We start from the raw sequence: 18,603 nt of genomic DNA on the forward strand, positions 1-18,603 counted from the left end.
GTCCCTTCGACGCGGCGGGCCGACGGCACGCTCACCCTCTCCAACACCGACCGCGCCCCTCCGGGTTCCCGATCCCTGACCGGCGATGACGGCCGACAGCGCTTCGGACGCCCGGCCCCGGGCGGAACCCGGTCGGGTCCTAGTCCCAGGACCCCTGCGCCGCCGGCAGCCGGGCCACCTCCGCCAGGTCCTCCCCGGTCAGCCGCAGCCCGGCCGCCGCCGCGTTCTGCGCGGCCCACCGCTCGCGCTTCGCGCCGGGCAGCGCGATCACATGGCGGCCCTGCGCCAGCACCCAGGCCAGTGCCACCTGCGCCGGGGTGACGTCCGCGCCGTGCCGGCGGGCGATGCGGCGCAGGCCCGCGACGATCGGCTGGTTGGCCGCCATCATCTCGGCGGTGAACCGGGGGTGGCGGGCCCGGACGTCGTCCGGTTCGAAGCCCTCGCCCGGGGTGAGCGTGCCGGTCAGGAAGCCGTTGCCCAGTGGCATCGCCGCGAGGAAACCCACCCCGCGCGCCTCGCACCACGGCAGCAGCGCCCGGAGCGCCTCCGGCGACCACACCGACAACTCGGCCTGCACGGCGCTCACCGGGAACACCTGCTGCACCCGCTGCAACTGGCGCAGCGTGCCGTCGTACAGCCCGCCGCCCGCACGGCGCCCGCCGCGCACCCCGACGGCGCACAGGCCCAGCGCACGCACCTTTCCGGCCCGCACCAGGTCCGCCATCGCGCCCCACGTCTCCTCGACCGGCACCTCGGGGTCGGCGCGGTGCAGCTGGTAGAGGTCGATCACGTCCGTCTGCAGCCGTCGCAGCGAGGCGTCGCAGGCCCGCCGCACATAGCCGGGGCGGCCGTTGGCCACGATGTGCTGCTCGCCCACCAGCAGACCCACCTTCGTGGAGACGAAGGCGTCCCGGCGCCGCTCCTTCAGCACCCGGCCGAGCAGCAGCTCGTTGGTGAACGGGCCGTACATGTCCGCGGTGTCCAGCAGGTCGCAGCCCAGGTCGAGCGCCCGGTGCACGGTGCGCAGCGACTCGTCGCCCCTTCGCCGTGACGCGCTGTACGCCCAGCTCATCGGCATGCATCCGAGTCCGACGGCCCCCACCGCGAGCGCACCCGCGCCGATCGTCCTGCGCTCCACCTGCTCGTGAACCTCCCTCTGCCCGGCCACCAACCTAACCTCTGCGCACGCGGGGCCTGACATAGCCTCCTCGCATGACTTCAGACGTGTGGCTTCCCGTTCCGCCCGAGGAGATCGAGGGGCTTCCCGAGGGCCTCCGGTACCTGTTCTGGGACGGGGGTGAGGACGGCGGGCAGCCGTTTCCCGGCGACCCGGCCGAGTGCGCCGTGTACGTGGTGCCGTACCTGAAGCCTGATGCGGTCAAGCTGCGCCCGCTGGCGAGCCTGGAGAACGTCCGGGTCGTCCAGACGCTCACCGCGGGCGTCGACGACGTCATGGGGCGGCTGTCGGACCTCCCGCCGGGCGTGCGGCTCTGCAACGCGCGCGGGGTGCACGAGACGAGCACGGCGGAACTCGCGCTCACCCTGACCCTCGCCGCGCTGCGCGGCATACCCGGCTTCGTCCTGGCCCAGCGGCAGGAGCGCTGGGAGAACGCCTTCCACCCCTCCCTCGCCGACAAGAACGTCCTCATCGTCGGCTACGGGAGCATCGGCGCCGCGATCGAGGACCGGCTCGTGCCCTTCGAGATCGCGCGGGTGGCGCGCATCGCGCGCTCCCAGCGCACCACGGCGCGCGGTCCTGTGCACCCGATCACCGAGCTGCCGTCACTGCTCCCGGACGCGGACGTCGTGATCCTCTGCACCCCGCTCACGGACGCCACCAGGGGGCTCGTCGACGCGGGGTTCCTGGCGCGGATGAAGGACGGGGCGCTGCTGGTGAACGTGGCGCGCGGACCCGTCGTCGACACCGAGGCGCTGCTCACCGAACTGGAGAAGGGCCGGATCACCGCCGCCCTGGACGTGACGGACCCCGAGCCGCTGCCGCCCGGCCATCCCCTGTGGCAGGCTCCCGGCGTGCTGATCAGCCCGCATGTGGGCGGCCCCTCCTCGGCCTTCCTGCCGCGCGCCAGGCGGCTGCTCGCCGACCAGCTGACCCGGTTCGTGAACCGGGAGCCGCTGCGGAACGTGATCCTGACGACGGGCGCCGGGACGGCCGCGGCGGGCGGGACCGGAAGCGGGACGCCGGAAGCGGACGGGGTCTGACCCGCCTCCGGCACCCTCCGCGACCCCTCGGGCGCGGGGGGTACCCGCATCTTTGCTGGTCGTCACGGAGAGTAGAGAAGCTATGTCCCTGAGTGACGATCCTGGTGTATCGTCCCGCACAGGGGCAGCGCCGCTGACCAATCGGCGCCGGGGATGGACATTTCAGATTTTGTGAGGGGGGCGACGGGCGATGCACGGCCTATGGACCAACGATCCGACGCGGCGGAGCCGCCGACGGCGACCCTGGCGCACGGCGGCGCGCAGGCGCGGCCACCACGCCGGCCACCACACCGGTCACCACAGCCATCACCAGCGCAGGAACAGCGGCCGCCGCAGGCAGGCGCACCCGGCGCACCGGGACCGCAGGGACCCGGGAGCACGCACCGGGAGGCCCCGGTGAGTGCGCCGCCCTCGGTGACGAGCCCCCGTGACGAAGCCGTGCGCGCACCGCACCCGCAGGAGGCGCCGCCCCGCCGGCCGGCCTCCGGCGAGAGTGCGCGCCTGATGGAGCAGCTCGTTCTCGCCCTCGTCTGCGCGGCCTATGCCGTCGGAGCCGCCTTCGGCTGGGGCGCGAAGCAGGTCGCCGATGTGATGGGCGACTTCGGGCTGAGCGCGGCGGCGGCCGCCGCCGCCGTCTCCTGCTTCCTGTACTCCCGTGGCCCGCGCGTCCGCTTCCGGTCCGCCTGGCTGCTGTTCTCCCTCTCCGCGACCATGACGGCCCTGGGCAACGCCGTCTGGGGATGGTACGAGGTCGTCCTGGACGTGGACGTGCCCACTCCCTGCTACGCCGACCTGTTCTTCCTGTGCTTCGCGCCGCCCGCCATCGTGGGCCTGCTGGTGCTCGCCAAACGGCCGGTCAACAAGGCGGGCTGGATCTGTCTGGGGCTGGACGCCTGGCTGATCGGCGGTTCCCTGCTCACGCTCTCCTGGAGCCTGGCGCTCGCCCAGGCGGCCAGGTTCGACGGGCGCAGCGTGGCGCTCGCCGCGCTGTCGCTGGCGTACCCGCTGCTGGACATCGCGCTCGTCAGCATGGTCCTCGCGCTGCACTTCCGCCGGGCCCCGGGCAACCGCACGGCGGTGAACACCGCGATCTGCGCGCTCGCGCTGACCGTGATGTGCGACGCGCTGTTCACCTCGCCGCTGCTGCACAGCAGTTACCGCTCCGGGCAGCTGCTGGACGCGGGCTGGTTCGCCGGCTCCCTGCTGCTCGCCTACGCCCCCTGGGCCTCGCCGCGCCGCCGGGGCGCTCAGGGGGCCCGGGCGGCGGACGGGCGCACCCGCGTCGTCCACGAGCACGTGCCCGGACAGCGCGGCGCCGGCCACTCCCGGGTCCCCGTGCCGGCGCCGGGAGCGGAGTTCGGGCGGTACCCGTCCGGGCGGCCGCTCACCGGCTCCCTCGCCGCCCTCACCCCGTACCTCGCCGCCGCCGTGTGCACCCTGGGCATCCTGTACAACGTCCTGAACGGCCGCCGGCCCGACCACGTGGTGCTGATCACCGCGGGCGCCGTGGTGCTGGCGCTCGTCATCCGGCAGGGCATCATGCTGCTGGACAACATCACCCTCACCCAGGAACTGGCCCAGAAGGAGAACCACTTCCGCTCCCTGGTGCAGGGCTCCAGCGACGTCATCATGATCGCCGCGCCGAACGGCATCCTCCGGTACGTCTCCCCGGCCGCCGCCGGGGTGTACGGGCGGCCCGCCGAGGAGCTGGTGGGCACGGAGCTGGCCGGCCTGATCCACCCCGAGGACCTGGGCTGCGTGGTGCACGAGGTCCGGCGCTTCCTCGCCGCCAGCCCGCTGGAGGAGCCCACCACGCGCATCGAGTGCCGGTTCCGCTCGGGCGACGGCGGCTGGCTCAACGTCGAGTCGACCGTCAACCGGCACCACGGCGGCCTCATCTTCAACAGCCGGGACGTGACGGAGCGGGTGCGCCTGCAGGCCCAGCTCCAGCACAACGCCGAGCACGACCCGCTGACCGACCTGCCCAACCGCGCGCTGTTCACCAAGCGCGTGCAGCAGGCGCTGTCCGGCCGCCGCGCCACCGACCGGGGCGCCGCGCTGCGCGGCACGGCGGTGCTCTTCATCGACCTGGACGGTTTCAAGGCCGTCAACGACACCATCGGGCACCAGGCCGGGGACGAGCTGCTGGTCCAGGCCGCCCGCAGGCTCCAGGACGCGGTCCGGCAAGGGGACACCGCGTCCCGGCTGGGCGGCGACGAGTTCGCCGCCCTGATCGTCGGGGACGGCACCCGGGACCGCGCCGCCCGGGAGCGGAACATCCTGGAGCTCGCCGACCGCCTCAGAACGACGTTGTCCCAGCCGTACGCCATCGACGGCAACGACGTCCGGGTCAACGCCTCCATCGGCGTCGCCTTCGCGGAGCCGGGCCTCGGCGCGGGCGAGCTGCTGCGCAACGCCGACCTGGCGATGTACCGCGCGAAGTCGGCCGGGAAGGGCCGGGTCGAGCTGTACAAGCCGCAGATGCAGCAGGACGTCGTCCGCAAGGCGGAGCTGGCCACGCGCCTGCGCGCCGCGCTGCACGACGGCGAGTTCGCGCTGCTGCACCAGCCGGTGGTGTCCTTGCGGGACGGCCGGATCGCGGCGGTCTCCGCACAGGCGCGCTGGCGCTCCTCGCAGGGGGTGCTGTTCACGCCGGCCGAGTTCCTGCGGGTGGCCGAGGACGGCGACAAGACCGCCGAACTGGACCGCTGGGTCCTGCGCGAGGCCGTGGAGCAGGCCGCCGAGCGGGCCGCCACCGGGCTCGTCGTGCCGGTGGCCGTCCGGATGAGCGCCCGGCGCCTGCTGGACCGCTCGATGCCGCTCGGCTCCGTGGAGGCGCTCCTCACCCGGCACGGGCTGCCGCCCGGGGCACTGGTCGTCGAGCTGTCCGACATCGATCCGCGCATCTCCCTGGACGAGCTGGAGCGGCGGCTGACCGCACTGAGCCGGCTCGGGGTGCGGATCGGGCTGGACGGCCTCGGCAGCGGCTACGCGGCCATCACGGCCCTGCGCAGGCTGCCCGTGGACATCCTCAGGCTCGACCGCAGCCTGGTCGAGGGCGTGGTCGAGTCCGCGCGGCTGCACAAGATCACCAGTGGTCTGCTGCGGATCGCCGGCGATCTCGGGCTCCAGACCGTCGCCGAGGGCGTGGACCTGCCCGAGCAGGTGGTCGCGCTGCGTGCCATGGGCTGCACCCACGGGCAGGGCATGGCGTTCGCCGGTCCGCTGGACGAGTACCGGCTGCGCCGGGCGCTCGGATCCGGCCATTATCCGGTGCCGCACGTCCAGGCCGAACCGGTGTTCGCGGGAAGTGTGAGGGAGGCGAGCGGAAGGGCCGCAGGGGTGTACACAGGGAGCGTTCCCGCTGTTTTCGGAGGCGGCGGCACCCTGCGTTCACATGCTGAGACTCCCGTCCCACCCACTTGACACGTGGTGCGTGCCGGGGGGAGGGTCAGTGCCATGCGCACCCGAATTCTCGTACTTGGACAGCGCGTCGGCTGAGCTGGGACCCACCGGAGGACGATCCGGCATCCCCAGCGACCTCACCGGCGCGCTCCCCTCGCTTGCCTTACGGCACGAGGGGTTTTTTGTTGCACGGGCACCGCCCGTGCGGCGCTCGAACTCCGCCCGAACCTCGCAAAAACCCTCAGCATCGAGAAGAGAATGCCGATGACCGAGCAGGCCACCGGGGCCCACCACCCGCAGCCGCGGCCCCGATCCGGAGGACACCAGGCCCCCGAGCACGTCACGGGTGCGCAGTCCCTCATCCGTTCGCTCGAGGAGGTCGGCGTCGACACGGTGTTCGGCATCCCCGGCGGCACGATCCTCCCGGCGTACGACCCGCTGATGGACTCCACCAAGGTGCGCCACATCCTGGTCCGCCACGAGCAGGGCGCCGGCCACGCGGCCACCGGCTACGCGCAGGCCACCGGCAAGGTCGGCGTCTGCATGGCGACCTCGGGTCCGGGCGCCACCAACCTGGTCACCCCCATCGCCGACGCGCACATGGACTCCGTGCCGCTGGTCGCGATCACCGGCCAGGTGGTCTCCTCGTCGATCGGCACGGACGCCTTCCAGGAGGCGGACATCGTCGGCATCACCATGCCGATCACCAAGCACAGCTTCCTGGTCACCAAGGGCGAGGACATCCCCCGGGTGATCGCGCAGGCCTTCCACATCGCCTCCACCGGGCGCCCCGGCCCCGTCCTGGTCGACATCCCCAAGGACATCCTGCAGAAGCAGACCACCTTCTCCTGGCCGCCGGTCATGGACCTGCCCGGCTACCGGCCGGTGACCAAGCCGCACGCCAAGCAGATCCGCGAGGCCGCCAAGCTGATCACCTCCGCCCGGCGGCCCGTCCTCTACGTCGGCGGCGGCGTCCTCAAGGCCGGCGCCACGGCCGAGCTGAAGGTCCTCGCCGAACTGACCGGAGCGCCCGTCACCACCACCCTGATGGCGCTCGGCGCGTTCCCCGACAGCCACCCGCAGCACCTGGGCATGCCGGGCATGCACGGCAGCGTCGCCGCGGTCACCGCGCTGCAGAAGGCCGACCTGATCGTGGCCCTCGGCGCCCGCTTCGACGACCGCGTCACCGGCAGGCTGGACAGCTTCGCCCCGTACGCCAAGATCGTCCACGCCGACATCGACCCGGCGGAGATCGGCAAGAACCGCGCCGCGGACGTGCCGATCGTCGGCGACGCCCGCGAGGTCATCGCCGACCTGGTGCAGGCGGTGCAGAAGGAGCACAGCGAGGGCCACCGGGGCGACTACACCGCCTGGTGGAGCGATCTGAAGCGCTGGCGCGAGACCTACCCGCTCGGCTACGACCTGCCCGCGGACGGCTCGCTCTCCCCGCAGGCGGTCATCGAGCGGATCGGCCGGCTCGCCCCCGAGGGCACGGTCTTCGCGGCGGGCGTCGGCCAGCACCAGATGTGGGCCGCGCACTTCATCCAGTACGAGACGCCCGCGACCTGGCTGAACTCCGGCGGCGCCGGGACCATGGGCTACGCGGTCCCGGCCGCGATGGGCGCCAAGGCCGGCCGGCCCGACCGCACCGTCTGGGCGATCGACGGCGACGGCTGCTTCCAGATGACCAATCAGGAACTGACCACCTGCGCCCTGAACAACATCCCGATCAAGGTCGCCATCATCAACAACGGCGCCCTCGGGATGGTCCGCCAGTGGCAGACCCTCTTCTACAACCAGCGTTACTCCAACACCGTGCTGCACAGCGGCCCCGACGACGTCAACCCCGAGGCCAGGGGCACGCGCGTGCCGGACTTCGTGAAGCTGGCCGAGGCGATGGGCTGCGTGGGCCTGCGCTGCGAGCGCCCGGAGGACCTGGACAAGGTCATCGCGGAGGCGAACGCCGTCGACGACCGCCCGGTCGTCGTCGACTTCGTCGTCCACGAGGACGCGATGGTCTGGCCGATGGTCGCCGCCGGCACCTCCAACGACGAGATCATGGCCGCCCGGGACGTCCGCCCCGACTTCGGCGACAACGAAGACGACTGAGCGAGGAAGAGCAACCAGACATGTCCAAGCACACGCTCTCCGTCCTGGTGGAGAACACGCCGGGCATCCTCGCCCGCATCGCCGCCCTGTTCTCCCGCCGCGGCTTCAACATCGACTCGCTCGCGGTCGGTGTCACCGAGCACCCCGACATCTCCCGCATCACCATCGTGGTGACCGTCGAGGACCTGCCGCTGGAGCAGGTGACCAAGCAGCTCAACAAGCTCGTCAACGTGCTGAAGATCGTCGAGCTGGAGCCCGGTCAGGCCGTGCAGCGCGAACTCGTCCTGGTGAAGGTCCGCGCCGACAACGAGACCCGCTCCCAGATCGTGGAGATCGTCCAGCTGTTCCGCGCCAAGACCGTCGACGTCTCCCCGGAGGCCGTGACCATCGAGGCGACCGGCTCCGGCGACAAGCTGTCCGCCATGCTGAAGATGCTGGAGCCGTACGGCATCAAGGAACTGGTCCAGTCCGGCACCATCGCGATCGGCCGCGGCGCCCGCTCCATCACGGACCGCTCGCTGCGCGCCCTCGACCGGACCGCATGACCGCGGCCGCGGGCGGCCGGCGACCGCCGGCCGCCCGTATGCCGAGACCCCGGAACTTCCGCCCCGCCCGCCGTCATACGGTGGGACGCACCACCCGCACACAAGGAGAGAACCCAAAGTGGCCGAGCTGTTCTACGACGCTGACGCCGACCTTTCCATCATCCAGGGCCGCAAGGTCGCGGTCATCGGCTACGGCAGCCAGGGCCACGCCCACGCCCTGTCGCTGCGTGACTCGGGTGTCGACGTGCGTGTCGGTCTGCACGAGGGCTCCAAGTCCAGGGCCGCCGCCGAGGAGCAGGGCCTGCGCGTGGTGACCCCGGCCGAGGCCGCCGCCGAGGCCGACGTCATCATGATCCTCGTCCCGGACCCGATCCAGGCCCAGGTCTACGAGGAGTCCATCGCCCCCAACCTGAAGGACGGCGACGCGCTGTTCTTCGGTCATGGCTTCAACATCCGCTTCGGCTTCATCAAGCCCCCGGCCGGCGTGGACGTCTGCATGGTCGCCCCCAAGGGCCCCGGCCACCTGGTCCGCCGGCAGTACGAGGAGGGCCGCGGCGTGCCCTGCATCGCCGCCGTCGAGCAGGACGCCTCCGGAGACGCCTTCGCGCTCGCCCTGTCCTACGCCAAGGGCATCGGCGGCACCCGCGCCGGCGTCATCAAGACCACCTTCACCGAGGAGACCGAAACCGACCTGTTCGGCGAGCAGGCCGTCCTCTGCGGTGGTGCGGCCGCGCTGGTCAAGGCGGGCTTCGAGACCCTGACCGAGGCCGGCTACCAGCCGGAGATCGCCTACTTCGAGTGCCTGCACGAGCTGAAGCTGATCGTGGACCTCATGTACGAGGGGGGCCTGGAGAAGATGCGCTGGTCCATCTCCGAGACCGCCGAGTGGGGCGACTACGTCACCGGCCCGCGCATCATCACCGACGCCACCAAGGCCGAGATGAAGAAGGTCCTCGCCGAGATCCAGGACGGCTCCTTCGCCCGCACCTGGATGGACGAGTACCACGGCGGTCTGAAGAAGTACGAGGAGTACAAGCGGCAGGACTCCGAGCACCTGCTGGAGACCACCGGCAAGCAGCTGCGCAAGCTCATGTCCTGGGTGGACGAGGAGGCGTGAGCCCCGCTCCCGTGGCGGCGCCCCCGGCCCGGGGGCGCCGCCACGGGACCGCACCCCGGACCCGTACACCGTGGAGTTGCCCGTCCGGGTGATCCTTCCGTAGAGGGGCATGACGGCCACCGCCGCGCCACTACACTTGCGAACAAACGCGTCAGGCCCACAGCGTCGTGCGTCTTCCGCGGCTAGCCCCTCCTCCGCCTGCGGCCGTCGGGACGGCCGTCCGCATCGCACATGTGAGGACTCACGTGAGCTCGAAACCCGTCGTACTCATCGCTGAAGAGCTGTCGCCCGCCACCGTCGACGCACTCGGTCCGGACTTCGAGATCCGGCACTGCAACGGAGCGGACCGCTCCGAGCTGCTTCCGGCCATCGCCGACGTGGACGCGATCCTGATCCGCTCCGCCACCAAGGTCGACGCCGAGGCCATCGCCGCCGCGAAGAAGCTCAAGGTCGTCGCGCGGGCCGGCGTCGGCCTCGACAACGTGGACGTCTCCGCCGCCACCAAGGCCGGCGTGATGGTCGTCAACGCCCCCACCTCCAACATCGTGACCGCCGCCGAGCTGGCCTGCGGTCTGATCCTCGCCACCGCCCGGAACATCCCGCAGGCCAACGCCGCGCTGAAGAACGGCGAGTGGAAGCGCAGCAAGTACACGGGCGTCGAACTGGCCGAGAAGACGCTGGGCGTGGTGGGCCTCGGCCGCATCGGCGCCCTCGTCGCGCAGCGCATGTCCGCCTTCGGCATGAAGGTCGTCGCCTACGACCCCTACGTGCAGCCCGCGCGGGCCGCGCAGATGGGCGTCAAGGTGCTGTCGCTGGACGAGCTGCTGGAGGTCTCCGACTTCATCACCGTCCACCTGCCCAAGACCCCCGAGACGCTCGGCCTCATCGGCGACGAGGCGCTGCGCAAGGTCAAGCCGAGCGTGCGCATCGTCAACGCCGCGCGCGGCGGCATCGTGGACGAGGCGGCGCTGTACGCGGCGCTGAAGGAGGGCCGGGTCGCCGGCGCGGGCCTCGACGTGTACGCCAAGGAGCCGTGCACCGACTCGCCGCTGTTCGAGCTGGACCAGGTCGTCTGCACCCCGCACCTCGGCGCCTCCACCGACGAGGCCCAGGAGAAGGCCGGCATCGCCGTCGCCCGGTCGGTGCGCCTGGCGCTCGCCGGTGAACTGGTCCCGGACGCGGTGAACGTGCAGGGCGGTGTCATCGCCGAGGACGTCAAGCCGGGCCTGCCGCTCGCCGAGCGCCTCGGCCGCATCTTCACCGCGCTGGCCGGCGAGGTCGCCGTCCGCCTCGACGTCGAGGTCTACGGCGAGATCACCCAGCACGACGTGAAGGTGCTCGAACTTTCCGCGCTGAAGGGCGTCTTCGAGGACGTCGTCGACGAGACGGTGTCGTACGTCAACGCCCCGCTGTTCGCGCAGGAGCGCGGCGTGGAGGTGCGCCTGACGACCAGCTCGGAGTCGGCCGACCACCGCAATGTGGTGACCGTGCGCGGCACCCTGGGCACCGGCGAGGAGGTGTCGGTCTCCGGCACGCTGGCCGGCCCCAAGCACGTCCAGAAGATCGTCGCGGTCGGCGACTACGACGTCGACCTCGCGCTCGCCGACCACATGGTCGTCCTGCGCTACGAGGACCGCCCGGGTGTCGTCGGCACCGTCGGCCGCATCCTCGGCGAGGCCGGCATCAACATCGGCGGCATGCAGGTCGCCCGCGCGGCGGTCGGCGGCGAGGCGCTGGCCGTGCTGACGGTCGACGACACGGTGGACTCCGGCGTCCTCGCCGAGGTGGCCGCCGAGATCGGGGCCGCGTCGGCGCGGTCGGTGAACCTGGTCTGAGTCTGCGGGAGCGCCGGACGGGCTGAGCGGTCTCAGCCCGTCCGGCGCTTTCCTGTGCCCTACCCCTGCCCGGTCCCGGTCCTGCGCAGCGTCACCGCCGCCCCCGCGGCGGCCAGCGCCAGCGTCACCGCGCCCGCGACCGCCGCCCCCTGCATGCCGTCGGTGAACGCCTGCCGCGCTGCGGCCAGGAGGGACGCGCCGGCCCGGCCGGGCAGATGAGCGGCGCCGGCCAGGGCCCCGCCCAGGGTCTCGCGGGCCTCGGCCGGGGCGGTGGCCGGCATCGCGTGGCGGTAGAGCGCCGTGCCGATGGAGCCGAGGACCGCCATGCCGAGCGCGCCGCCGAACTCGGCGCCGGTCTCCATCAGCGAGGAGGCCGTGCCGGCCCGCTCCACCGGCGCGGCGCTCATCGCCAGGTCGGTCAGCTGGGACATCACCATGACCGCCCCGCAGGCGAGGACGCCGGCCGCGGCCAGCACCAGCCACAGGGAGTCGGTGCCGGCGAGGGCGAGCAGGGCGAAACCGGCGGCGCCGACCGCGAAGCCGGCGGCGACGACATGACCGCGGTGGACGCCCCGCTGGACGAGCTGGGCGGTGACCGGCCCGGCGACCCCGATGAGCACCGACGGCAGCAGGCTCCACAGCGCCGCCTCCAGCGGGCCCTTGCCGAGCACCGACTGCAGGTACTGCGTGGTGAAGACGGCCGAGCCCATCATGCCGAACGCGCAGACCAGGTTGAGCACCAGCGCCGGCGTGAAGCCGTGCCCCCGGAACAGGGCGGCGGGGACCAGCGGGGCGGCGCCGGTGCGCTGCCGGTGGACGAAGAGCGCCGCGAAGAGCAGGCCGACGGTGATCGAGACGACGTACTCCCGGTGCCAGCCCTCGGAGGGGATCTCCTTGAGGCCGTAGACCACGGGCAGCACGGCGGCCAGGGACAGCGGGACGCTCGGCCAGTCGAAGCGGCCGGCCCCGGGGTTCTTCGACTCGGGCAGCAGCACCGGGCCGAGGACGAGCAGGAGCGCCATCGCGGGCAGGTTGACCAGGAAGACCGACCCCCACCAGAAGTGCTCGACCAGGAGGCCGCTCATCACCGAGCCGAGGGCGATGCCGCCGGTCATCACGCCGGACCACAGTCCGATCGCCTTGGCCCGCTGCGCCGGGTCGGTGAACATCGTGCGCAGCAGCGCCATCGTGGAGGGCATCAGCGTCGCGCCGCCGACGCCGAGGATCGCGCGGGCCGCTATGAGCGTCGCGGCGCTGTCGGCGTAGGCCGCGAGGAGCGAGGCGGCGCCGAAGGCCGCCGCGCCCGCCAGCAGGAGCCTGCGGTGGCCGGCGCGGTCGCCGAGCGCGCCCATCGTCATCAGCAGGCCGGACAGCACGAAGCCGTAGACGTCGAAGATCCACAGCTGCTGGGTGCCGCTCGGCCGCAGGTCGGCGTTGATCGCGGGGGTCGCGAAGTACAGGACCGAGACGTCCATCGAGACCAGCAGCAGCGGCAGCATCAGCACGCCGAGCGCGGTCCACTGGCGCCGTCCGGCGCGGAGGGGGGCGCCCGCCGCGCCGGTCGGCGCAGCGGGGACGGGGGTGGTCGGGTTCGTCATGGCGAGGACTGTACGGGTGTCATAAACGCTTGTCTAGAACGCTTGTATAAGTCGCTTGTCTAGGACGCCTGTATGGACCTGGGTAGGGTGGGGGCATGGGACACCGTGAGGATCTGCTGGAAGGCGCCAGGCGCTGTCTGCTGGAGAAGGGGTTCGCGCGCACCACCGCACGCGACATCGTCAAGGCGTCGGGGACCAACCTGGCCTCGATCGGCTACCACTACGGCTCGAAGGACGCGCTGCTCGCGCAGGCGTACATCGCGCTGGTCGGCGACATGGGCGACGCCTTCGTGGGCGACGGGAGCGCGCTGAGCGCCACCGAGCCCGGGTCGGTCGAGCGGTTCCGGGAGGTGTGGTCGAACGTCATCGGCACCCTGCGGGACCCGATGTGGCGCCTCAGCATGGAGATCCTGGTCATGGGCGACCAGATGCCCGAGCTGCGCGATCACCTGGCGCGGGCCCAGCGGGAGGCGGGCCGGGGGCTGATCCCGCTGCTCATGGGCGGGCGGGAGGAGGAGGTGCCGGACGAGACCGCCGACACCCTCGGCACGTTCTACGTGACCCTGATGACCGGCCTCATCGCCCAGTGGACCTTCGACCCGAAGAGGGCGCCCAGCGCCGAACAGCTCACCGAGGGACTGCGCCGGGTCATCGAGGCGGCGACCGGAACCTGAACCGCCCCCGGCGCCGGCCGCGGTGCCCGCGGCAACCCGTCGGCATGGCGAACTCGCCTGCGTTACAGTCGATTCGACGGCGATCGCGGTGACGGCGGGGGGGCCGGGATGGGCGAAGTCGGAGCGGGGCGGATCCGGGTGAACGTGTTCGCCCCCGGGGACGCGGAGTCGCGGGCAGCCGCGCGGTCGGCGTTCGAGGCGGCCGACAGCGTCGGGCGAGGTGTGGAGGCGCGCGGGACCGTTCCCCTGGGCGACGTGCTGATGATCGGCTCGGTGGCGACGCACGCCCTCGCCTACCTGATCAACACATTGCGCAAGACGTGGAGCAAGGGAGTGGTGGTCGACGCGGTGGGGCGCCAGCTCACCGTTCGCCAGGACCCGGCGCTCCCGCGCGGTGTCGTGGTGGTGCGCTCGAAGTCGGGCGAGGTGACCGTGCGCGACGGGGCGGGTCTGGCGGACGTCATCACGGGGGCGCTCCCCGGCCGCGGCGCGGACGGCGCCGGCGCCCAGGGGCCGGGCAATGCCTGACGCGGGACGCAGCATCCTCTTCGCACAGCAGCAGAATTCCGTGCTCATGGCCGAGGCACGCGAGATGAGCATGGCGTTCGCCGACTTCTCCTACCTGCGCTGGATCACCGGCGAGCAGGATCCGGACCGCGCCTGGCAGATGTACTTCGACCGCACGCAGCCCCAGGTCCGGTGGCTCCTGGACGGGCTGCTCGCCACGTTCCCCCCGGAGGAGCGCGGCCGGGCGGTGGAGATGGCGGGATCCGTGGAGGCGTTCTGCCTCCCCTCGCCCGCTGTGGAGTCGCGCGTCCTGGAGAACCCCGGCGAGGCGACCGGTCACCTCATCGGCATCTCTCCCGTCGTGGTCCAGCTCAGCGGAGAGATCGCCTGGGGGATGAGCACGGCGCACCCCTATGCGCCGGAGGTGCTTCCCGACGGCTGGGAAGCGGCCACGATGCACGCGCAGGAGTCGCTCGACCTCGTCGTCAGCCGGTACGTGCGGGCGCTGGAGGGGATCGGCGAGGCCGGCCCGCCCCTGAGCATGCTCGTCCTGGCGACGGAACGCAGCGGAAGGAAGAGAGGGGGGCCGCGCGACTACTACGACGCGGCGATGGCGTTCGCCCTCACCCACGAGCTGGCGCACATCCGCAACGGGGACCTGCTGCCCGCGGAGAACAGGCGGGCCGCGGCGCTGATCTCCGAACGCCTCGCCCCCCATCTCGGCATCTCGAGCGAGGAGAACGAGGAACTCGCCGCCGACGCGTCGACGTTCACCGCTTGCTTCAACTACTTCCTCAGCGTCTGGGCGATGGCGAACAAGCCCCCCGCCCGGCACCGCCCCCTGCGACGCCTGTGGTGGCGGGGCCAGTTCGGGCTCACCGCCTGGCACAGCGCGAGGCGCGCGACGGAGGCGTGCGAGGCCTACTACTCCGCCGTGGCGATTCTGGCGGACCTCACGTTGCGCCGCGGCGACGACGACAGCGCGCGCCGCCTGATGACCACCGCCCTGCGGCTTCCCTACATCCAGATGTACGTCCAGCGGATGCGGGAGGAGACGCTGGCCTCGTCGTACGGGCCGTTCATGTGGAGCGAGCGGGACGTCGCCTACCGCAAGGCATGCCACAGGTGGTGCGTGCACTTCCTGGACGACGTGATGCCCGGCATCAGCCGCCACCAGCGCCCGAACGCCGGCGACTGGCCGGACCTGAAGCATCCCGTGGACCTGATGCAGGATCCGCGGTTCTTCGCCGCGGCCGCGGCCGAGTGGGAGGAGCGGGTTGCCGAGCTGGAGCGCGAGCGGGGGCCCGACCACCCCGACACCCTGTCCACCCGGGCCGGCCTCGCGCATCTGCGGTGGCAGGCGGAGGAGCGCGCGGGAGCGATGGCCGCACTGGAGGACCTGGTCGCCGACATGGAACAGGCGAGGGGGGCCGACGACCCCGCCACCTTCGTCGTCCGGCACAACCTGGCCTGGATGCGGGGACAGACGGGTGACACGGCGGGGGCGGCGGCCGCCTTCGCGGAGCTGCTCGCCGACCAGCGGCGCGTCCTCGGGCCCGACCACGCCGAAACCCTGGACACCCGCTACGAACTCGCCTGGCTGCGCGGGGAGTCCGGGGACGCGGCGGGGGCGGCGGCCGCCTTCGCCGCACTGCGCGCCGACCACGAACGGACGCTGGGTCCCGACCACACCGCCACGCTCGCCACCCGCAAGAGCCTCGCCCACTGGCGGGAGAGGGCGGGGGACGCGGCGGGGGCGGCGGCCGTCCGCGCCGAGCTGCGCGCCGACCAGGAGCCCGTGCTCAGCGCCGACCACCCCGGCACTCTCGCCGCGTACGAGGCACGGCTCGCCGAACAGGAACGCACGCTCGGCCCCGGCGCTCCCGACACCCTCACCACCCGCTGGTTCCTCGCCGTGCTGCGGGGCAGGGCGGGCGACGCGGCCGGGGCCGCCGCGGCGTACGCCGGACTGCTCGAACACGACCTCGAGCCCCTGGGCTTCGACGAGGTGGACCTGCGGGTCATCCGGGACAACGTGGCCTACTGGCGGGGCAGGGCCGCGGGCGGAACCGCCACCGACGGCTGACGGGCACGCCCAGGGTCTTAGGCCCGCCCCGCTGCCGGCAGCGCAGCGCTTTCGACCGGCACGATCACCGGCGCGCCCTCTCCCTCTCCCTCTCCCGCTCCCGCAGCCGGACACCGGGCCGGCCGCGTCGCCCGCCGGCCCGCCGGCCCGTGCGGTCACCGCACCTGCAGCCGGGCCCGCTTCAGCGCCATGTGCAGCAGCAGCCGGTCCTCCCCGTCGTCCAGGTCCAGGCCGGTCAGCTGCTCCACCCGGGAGAGGCGGTAGTACAGGGTCTGCCGGTGGACGCCGAGCTCGGACGCCGTGCGGCCGGCCTGGCCCGCGCAGTCCAGGTACACCTCCGCGGTGCGCGCCAGCTCCCGGTGGGCGGGGGTGAGGAGCGCGCCGACCACGCGGTCGTGCGCGGCCTGCGGCGGCAGCGCGGTCAGCAGCCGGTACGGCCCGATCCGCGCCCACTCGGCGACCGGAGCGAACCGCGGCTCGGCCAGCGCGGCGCGCGCGGCGGCCGTGGCCTCCTGCCAGACCGCGCCCAGCTCGGCTAGGCCGATCCGGGGCTCGCCGACCCCGGCGGCCGGGCCGGTCCGCAGCGGACGCCCTCGCCCCGTCTCCGCCTCCTTCAGCAGCCGGCCGGCCGCCGTCAGCGCGGGCGTCGGCAGGTCCGGGGTGCGCAGCCGCACCAGCACCGCCAGGCTCAGGCCCGTCGCACCCCAGGGGAGCGTGCACAGCGCCGCGGCGTGCGGCACCGTTCGCGGGGCCGGGGTGTCGTCCGGGTCGGCGGAGGGCCACGGCGCGACGCACACCAGCGTGTGCGGGCCGTCCGCGCGCGGGCCCAGCGCGGTGCGCAGGTCGGCCACCGCCATGTCCCGCTGCCAGCCGCGTTCCGCCGTGAGCACCGCCCGCAGCTCCCGGCTCAGCCCCGCACCGGCCTCCGCCTCGTCCGCGAGCAGCGCGCCGATCCGGCCGGCCACCTGCAGGGCGGCGGCGAGCTGGGCGTCCGTCGGCCCCGGGTCGCCGTCGAGGAGCCAGACGTAGCCGAGGACGACGCCCCGGTGGCGGACGGGCAGGCAGATCCGGCCGCGGTAGACGCCCGCCTCCGGGCTCGGCGGGATGCGCACCGGCCCCGTCGCCCGTGTGATGCCGAAGCCCTCGAACCAGGCCCGGACCGCCGCGGTGGAGCGCCGGGTCAGGATCGACCGGGTGCGCACCGGGTCCAGCGCGGACGGGTCCAGTTCGTCCTCGCTGTCGTACGCGCCGAAGGCGATCAGCTCGAAGTGCCGGTTCTCCAGCGTCGCCGGCGCGCCCAGCAGCTCGGAGATCTCGTCCACCAGCTCCTGGTAGTCACCCTTGTAATCGGCGGTCACCCGGGCATTCTCTCCCATTTCCCGGCCGCTTCATACAGGTGTCTGAGATCGTGGGCACGGATGCGTGACAGCTGTCGATGGCCGACGATCGGAGGGATCCTTAGGTTTCACGGTGGTTCTCCGTGCCGTGCCCGGACCGTCGGGCGCCGGCCGTTTCTGCTGCTTGTCTGTGGAGGTGCCCCGTGCTGGGTCCCGTGATTCTCGCCGCGTCGCGCAGCGACCGGATGCGACGCCTGATCTCGGCGGCCCCGGTGACCAAGCAGGTCGTCGACCGCTTCATCCCCGGCGAGACCGTGGCCGACATCGTCCCCATCGTCGAGGACCTGACGGCCAAGGGCCTGGAGCTGACGATGGACGTCGTCGGCGAGGACATCACCACCCCGGAGCAGGCCGCCGCCGCCCGGGACGCCTACCTGGAGCTGATCGACCACCTCAAGCCGCTCGAGCTGGGCGAGAGGGTGGAGATGTCGGTCAAGCTGTCCATGTTCGGCCAGGCCCTGGAGGGCGGTCACGAGCTGGCCCTCGCCAACGTCCGGCCGGTGGTCGAGGCCGCCGCCGCCATCGGCACGACCGTGACGCTGGACGCCGAGGACCACACCACCCTCGACTCGATGTTCGCCATCCACGAGGAGCTGCGGAAGGACTTCCCGCAGACCGGCTGCGTCATCCAGGCCTACCTCTTCCGCACCGAGGCCGACGCCCGCCGCCTCGCGGCGTCCGGCAGCCGGGTCCGCCTGGTCAAGGGCGCCTACAAGGAGCCCGCCGAGGTCGCGTACCAGCAGAAGCACGAGATCGACAAGGCCTACGTGCGCATCCTGCGGACGCTGATGGAGGGCGAGGGGTACCCGATGATCGGGTCCCACGACCCCCGCCTGATCGCCATCGCGCAGGAGCTGGCCCACCAGGCCGGCCGCAAGACGGGCGAGTACGAGTTCCAGATGCTGTACGGCATCCGCGGCGAGGAGCACCTGCGGCTGGCCGCCGAGGGCCACCGCATGCGCGTCTACACCGCCTACGGCACCGACTGGTACGGCTACTTCATGCGCCGTCTGGCGGAGAAGCCGGCCAACCTGCGTTTCTTCCTCCGCTCGATGGTCAGCAAGGGCTGAGCCCGAACCACCCGCTCACGTACAAGGAGTTACGGATCCC

13 protein-coding genes are annotated in these 18,603 nt (G+C 72.6%); 10 read left to right on the forward strand and 3 right to left on the reverse strand.

Features of this window, described 5'->3' with window-relative positions; all coding sequences use genetic code 11:
* Positions 1 to 139 precede the first annotated feature (139 nt).
* On the reverse strand, positions 140 to 1,138 hold the full coding sequence (locus ABZ261_RS19850; protein ID WP_356860906.1) for an aldo/keto reductase: 999 nt from the start codon (positions 1,136 to 1,138) through the stop codon (positions 140 to 142).
* A 74-nt stretch (positions 1,139 to 1,212) separates the two neighbouring features.
* Between ABZ261_RS19850 and ABZ261_RS19855 the strand changes: the two genes are divergently transcribed.
* The 6 genes from ABZ261_RS19855 (at position 1,213) to serA (ending at position 11,231) form a co-directional block, all read left to right on the forward strand.
* On the forward strand, positions 1,213 to 2,220 hold the full coding sequence (locus ABZ261_RS19855) for a 2-hydroxyacid dehydrogenase (RefSeq protein ID WP_356860851.1): 1,008 nt from the start codon (positions 1,213 to 1,215) through the stop codon (positions 2,218 to 2,220).
* A gap of 396 nt (positions 2,221 to 2,616) precedes the next feature.
* Positions 2,617 to 5,646 carry an EAL domain-containing protein gene (locus ABZ261_RS19860; protein ID WP_356860853.1) on the forward strand — a complete coding sequence of 1,010 codons (3,030 nt, stop codon included), beginning with the start codon at positions 2,617 to 2,619 and terminating at the stop codon, positions 5,644 to 5,646.
* A 243-nt stretch (positions 5,647 to 5,889) separates the two neighbouring features.
* A complete protein-coding gene (locus ABZ261_RS19865) occupies positions 5,890 to 7,734 on the forward strand; it encodes an acetolactate synthase large subunit (protein WP_356860855.1) in 1,845 nt (614 codons plus the stop codon).
* A gap of 20 nt (positions 7,735 to 7,754) precedes the next feature.
* Positions 7,755 to 8,279, forward strand: a complete 525-nt coding sequence (gene ilvN / locus ABZ261_RS19870) for an acetolactate synthase small subunit (RefSeq protein ID WP_356860857.1) — start codon at positions 7,755 to 7,757, stop codon at positions 8,277 to 8,279.
* 118 nt (positions 8,280 to 8,397) lie between these two features.
* Positions 8,398 to 9,396: a ketol-acid reductoisomerase gene (ilvC, locus tag ABZ261_RS19875; RefSeq protein WP_356860859.1), complete on the forward strand. Its 999-nt coding sequence runs from the start codon at positions 8,398 to 8,400 to the stop codon at positions 9,394 to 9,396.
* 245 nt (positions 9,397 to 9,641) lie between these two features.
* The gene (serA, locus tag ABZ261_RS19880; RefSeq protein ID WP_356860861.1) at positions 9,642 to 11,231 is read left to right on the forward strand and encodes a phosphoglycerate dehydrogenase; all 1,590 of its coding nucleotides are present in this window, start codon (positions 9,642 to 9,644) and stop codon (positions 11,229 to 11,231) included.
* Between the two features lie 59 nt (positions 11,232 to 11,290).
* Here serA and ABZ261_RS19885 read toward each other — a convergent pair whose 3' ends face one another.
* On the reverse strand, positions 11,291 to 12,829 hold the full coding sequence (locus tag ABZ261_RS19885; protein ID WP_356860863.1) for an MFS transporter: 1,539 nt from the start codon (positions 12,827 to 12,829) through the stop codon (positions 11,291 to 11,293).
* A gap of 95 nt (positions 12,830 to 12,924) precedes the next feature.
* On the opposite strand from ABZ261_RS19885, the gene ABZ261_RS19890 reads away from it, so the two are divergent.
* From ABZ261_RS19890 to ABZ261_RS19900, 3 genes are all read left to right on the forward strand, one after another.
* Positions 12,925 to 13,503, forward strand: a complete 579-nt coding sequence (locus ABZ261_RS19890; RefSeq protein WP_356860865.1) for a TetR/AcrR family transcriptional regulator — start codon at positions 12,925 to 12,927, stop codon at positions 13,501 to 13,503.
* Positions 13,504 to 13,611: 108 nt separating this feature from the next.
* Positions 13,612 to 14,031 (forward strand): hypothetical protein, encoded by a 420-nt coding sequence (locus tag ABZ261_RS19895; protein WP_356860867.1) that lies wholly within the window; start codon positions 13,612 to 13,614, stop codon positions 14,029 to 14,031.
* Entirely contained in the window at positions 14,024 to 16,096 is a 2,073-nt protein-coding gene (locus tag ABZ261_RS19900; protein ID WP_356860869.1) for a tetratricopeptide repeat protein, read from the forward strand. The genes ABZ261_RS19895 and ABZ261_RS19900 overlap by 8 nt, the downstream gene beginning before the upstream one ends.
* 155 nt (positions 16,097 to 16,251) lie before the next feature.
* Here ABZ261_RS19900 and ABZ261_RS19905 read toward each other — a convergent pair whose 3' ends face one another.
* Positions 16,252 to 17,454, reverse strand: coding sequence for a helix-turn-helix domain-containing protein (locus tag ABZ261_RS19905; RefSeq protein ID WP_356860871.1), 1,203 nt, complete (start codon positions 17,452 to 17,454; stop codon positions 16,252 to 16,254).
* A gap of 182 nt (positions 17,455 to 17,636) precedes the next feature.
* Between ABZ261_RS19905 and ABZ261_RS19910 the strand changes: the two genes are divergently transcribed.
* Complete coding sequence (locus tag ABZ261_RS19910) at positions 17,637 to 18,563, forward strand: proline dehydrogenase family protein (protein ID WP_356860873.1); 927 nt, start codon at positions 17,637 to 17,639, stop codon at positions 18,561 to 18,563.
* Positions 18,564 to 18,603 lie beyond the last annotated feature (40 nt).

It is taken from the genome of Streptomyces sp. NPDC006193 (assembly GCF_040613915.1).
GTDB lineage: Bacteria > Actinomycetota > Actinomycetes > Streptomycetales > Streptomycetaceae > Streptomyces.

What these genes read in the sequence shown, in the direction of transcription:
- ABZ261_RS19855 (WP_356860851.1), top strand. Translation starts at nt 1,213, where the DNA reads ATGACTTCAGACGTGTGGCTTCCCGTTCCGCCCGAGGAGATCGAGGGG.
- ABZ261_RS19865 (WP_356860855.1), top strand. Translation starts at nt 5,890, where the DNA reads ATGACCGAGCAGGCCACCGGGGCCCACCACCCGCAGCCGCGGCCCCGA.
- ilvN (WP_356860857.1), top strand. Translation starts at nt 7,755, where the DNA reads ATGTCCAAGCACACGCTCTCCGTCCTGGTGGAGAACACGCCGGGCATC.
- ABZ261_RS19885 (WP_356860863.1), bottom strand. Translation starts at nt 12,829, where the DNA reads ATGACGAACCCGACCACCCCCGTCCCCGCTGCGCCGACCGGCGCGGCG.
- ABZ261_RS19890 (WP_356860865.1), top strand. Translation starts at nt 12,925, where the DNA reads ATGGGACACCGTGAGGATCTGCTGGAAGGCGCCAGGCGCTGTCTGCTG.
- ABZ261_RS19895 (WP_356860867.1), top strand. Translation starts at nt 13,612, where the DNA reads ATGGGCGAAGTCGGAGCGGGGCGGATCCGGGTGAACGTGTTCGCCCCC.
- ABZ261_RS19900 (WP_356860869.1), top strand. Translation starts at nt 14,024, where the DNA reads ATGCCTGACGCGGGACGCAGCATCCTCTTCGCACAGCAGCAGAATTCC.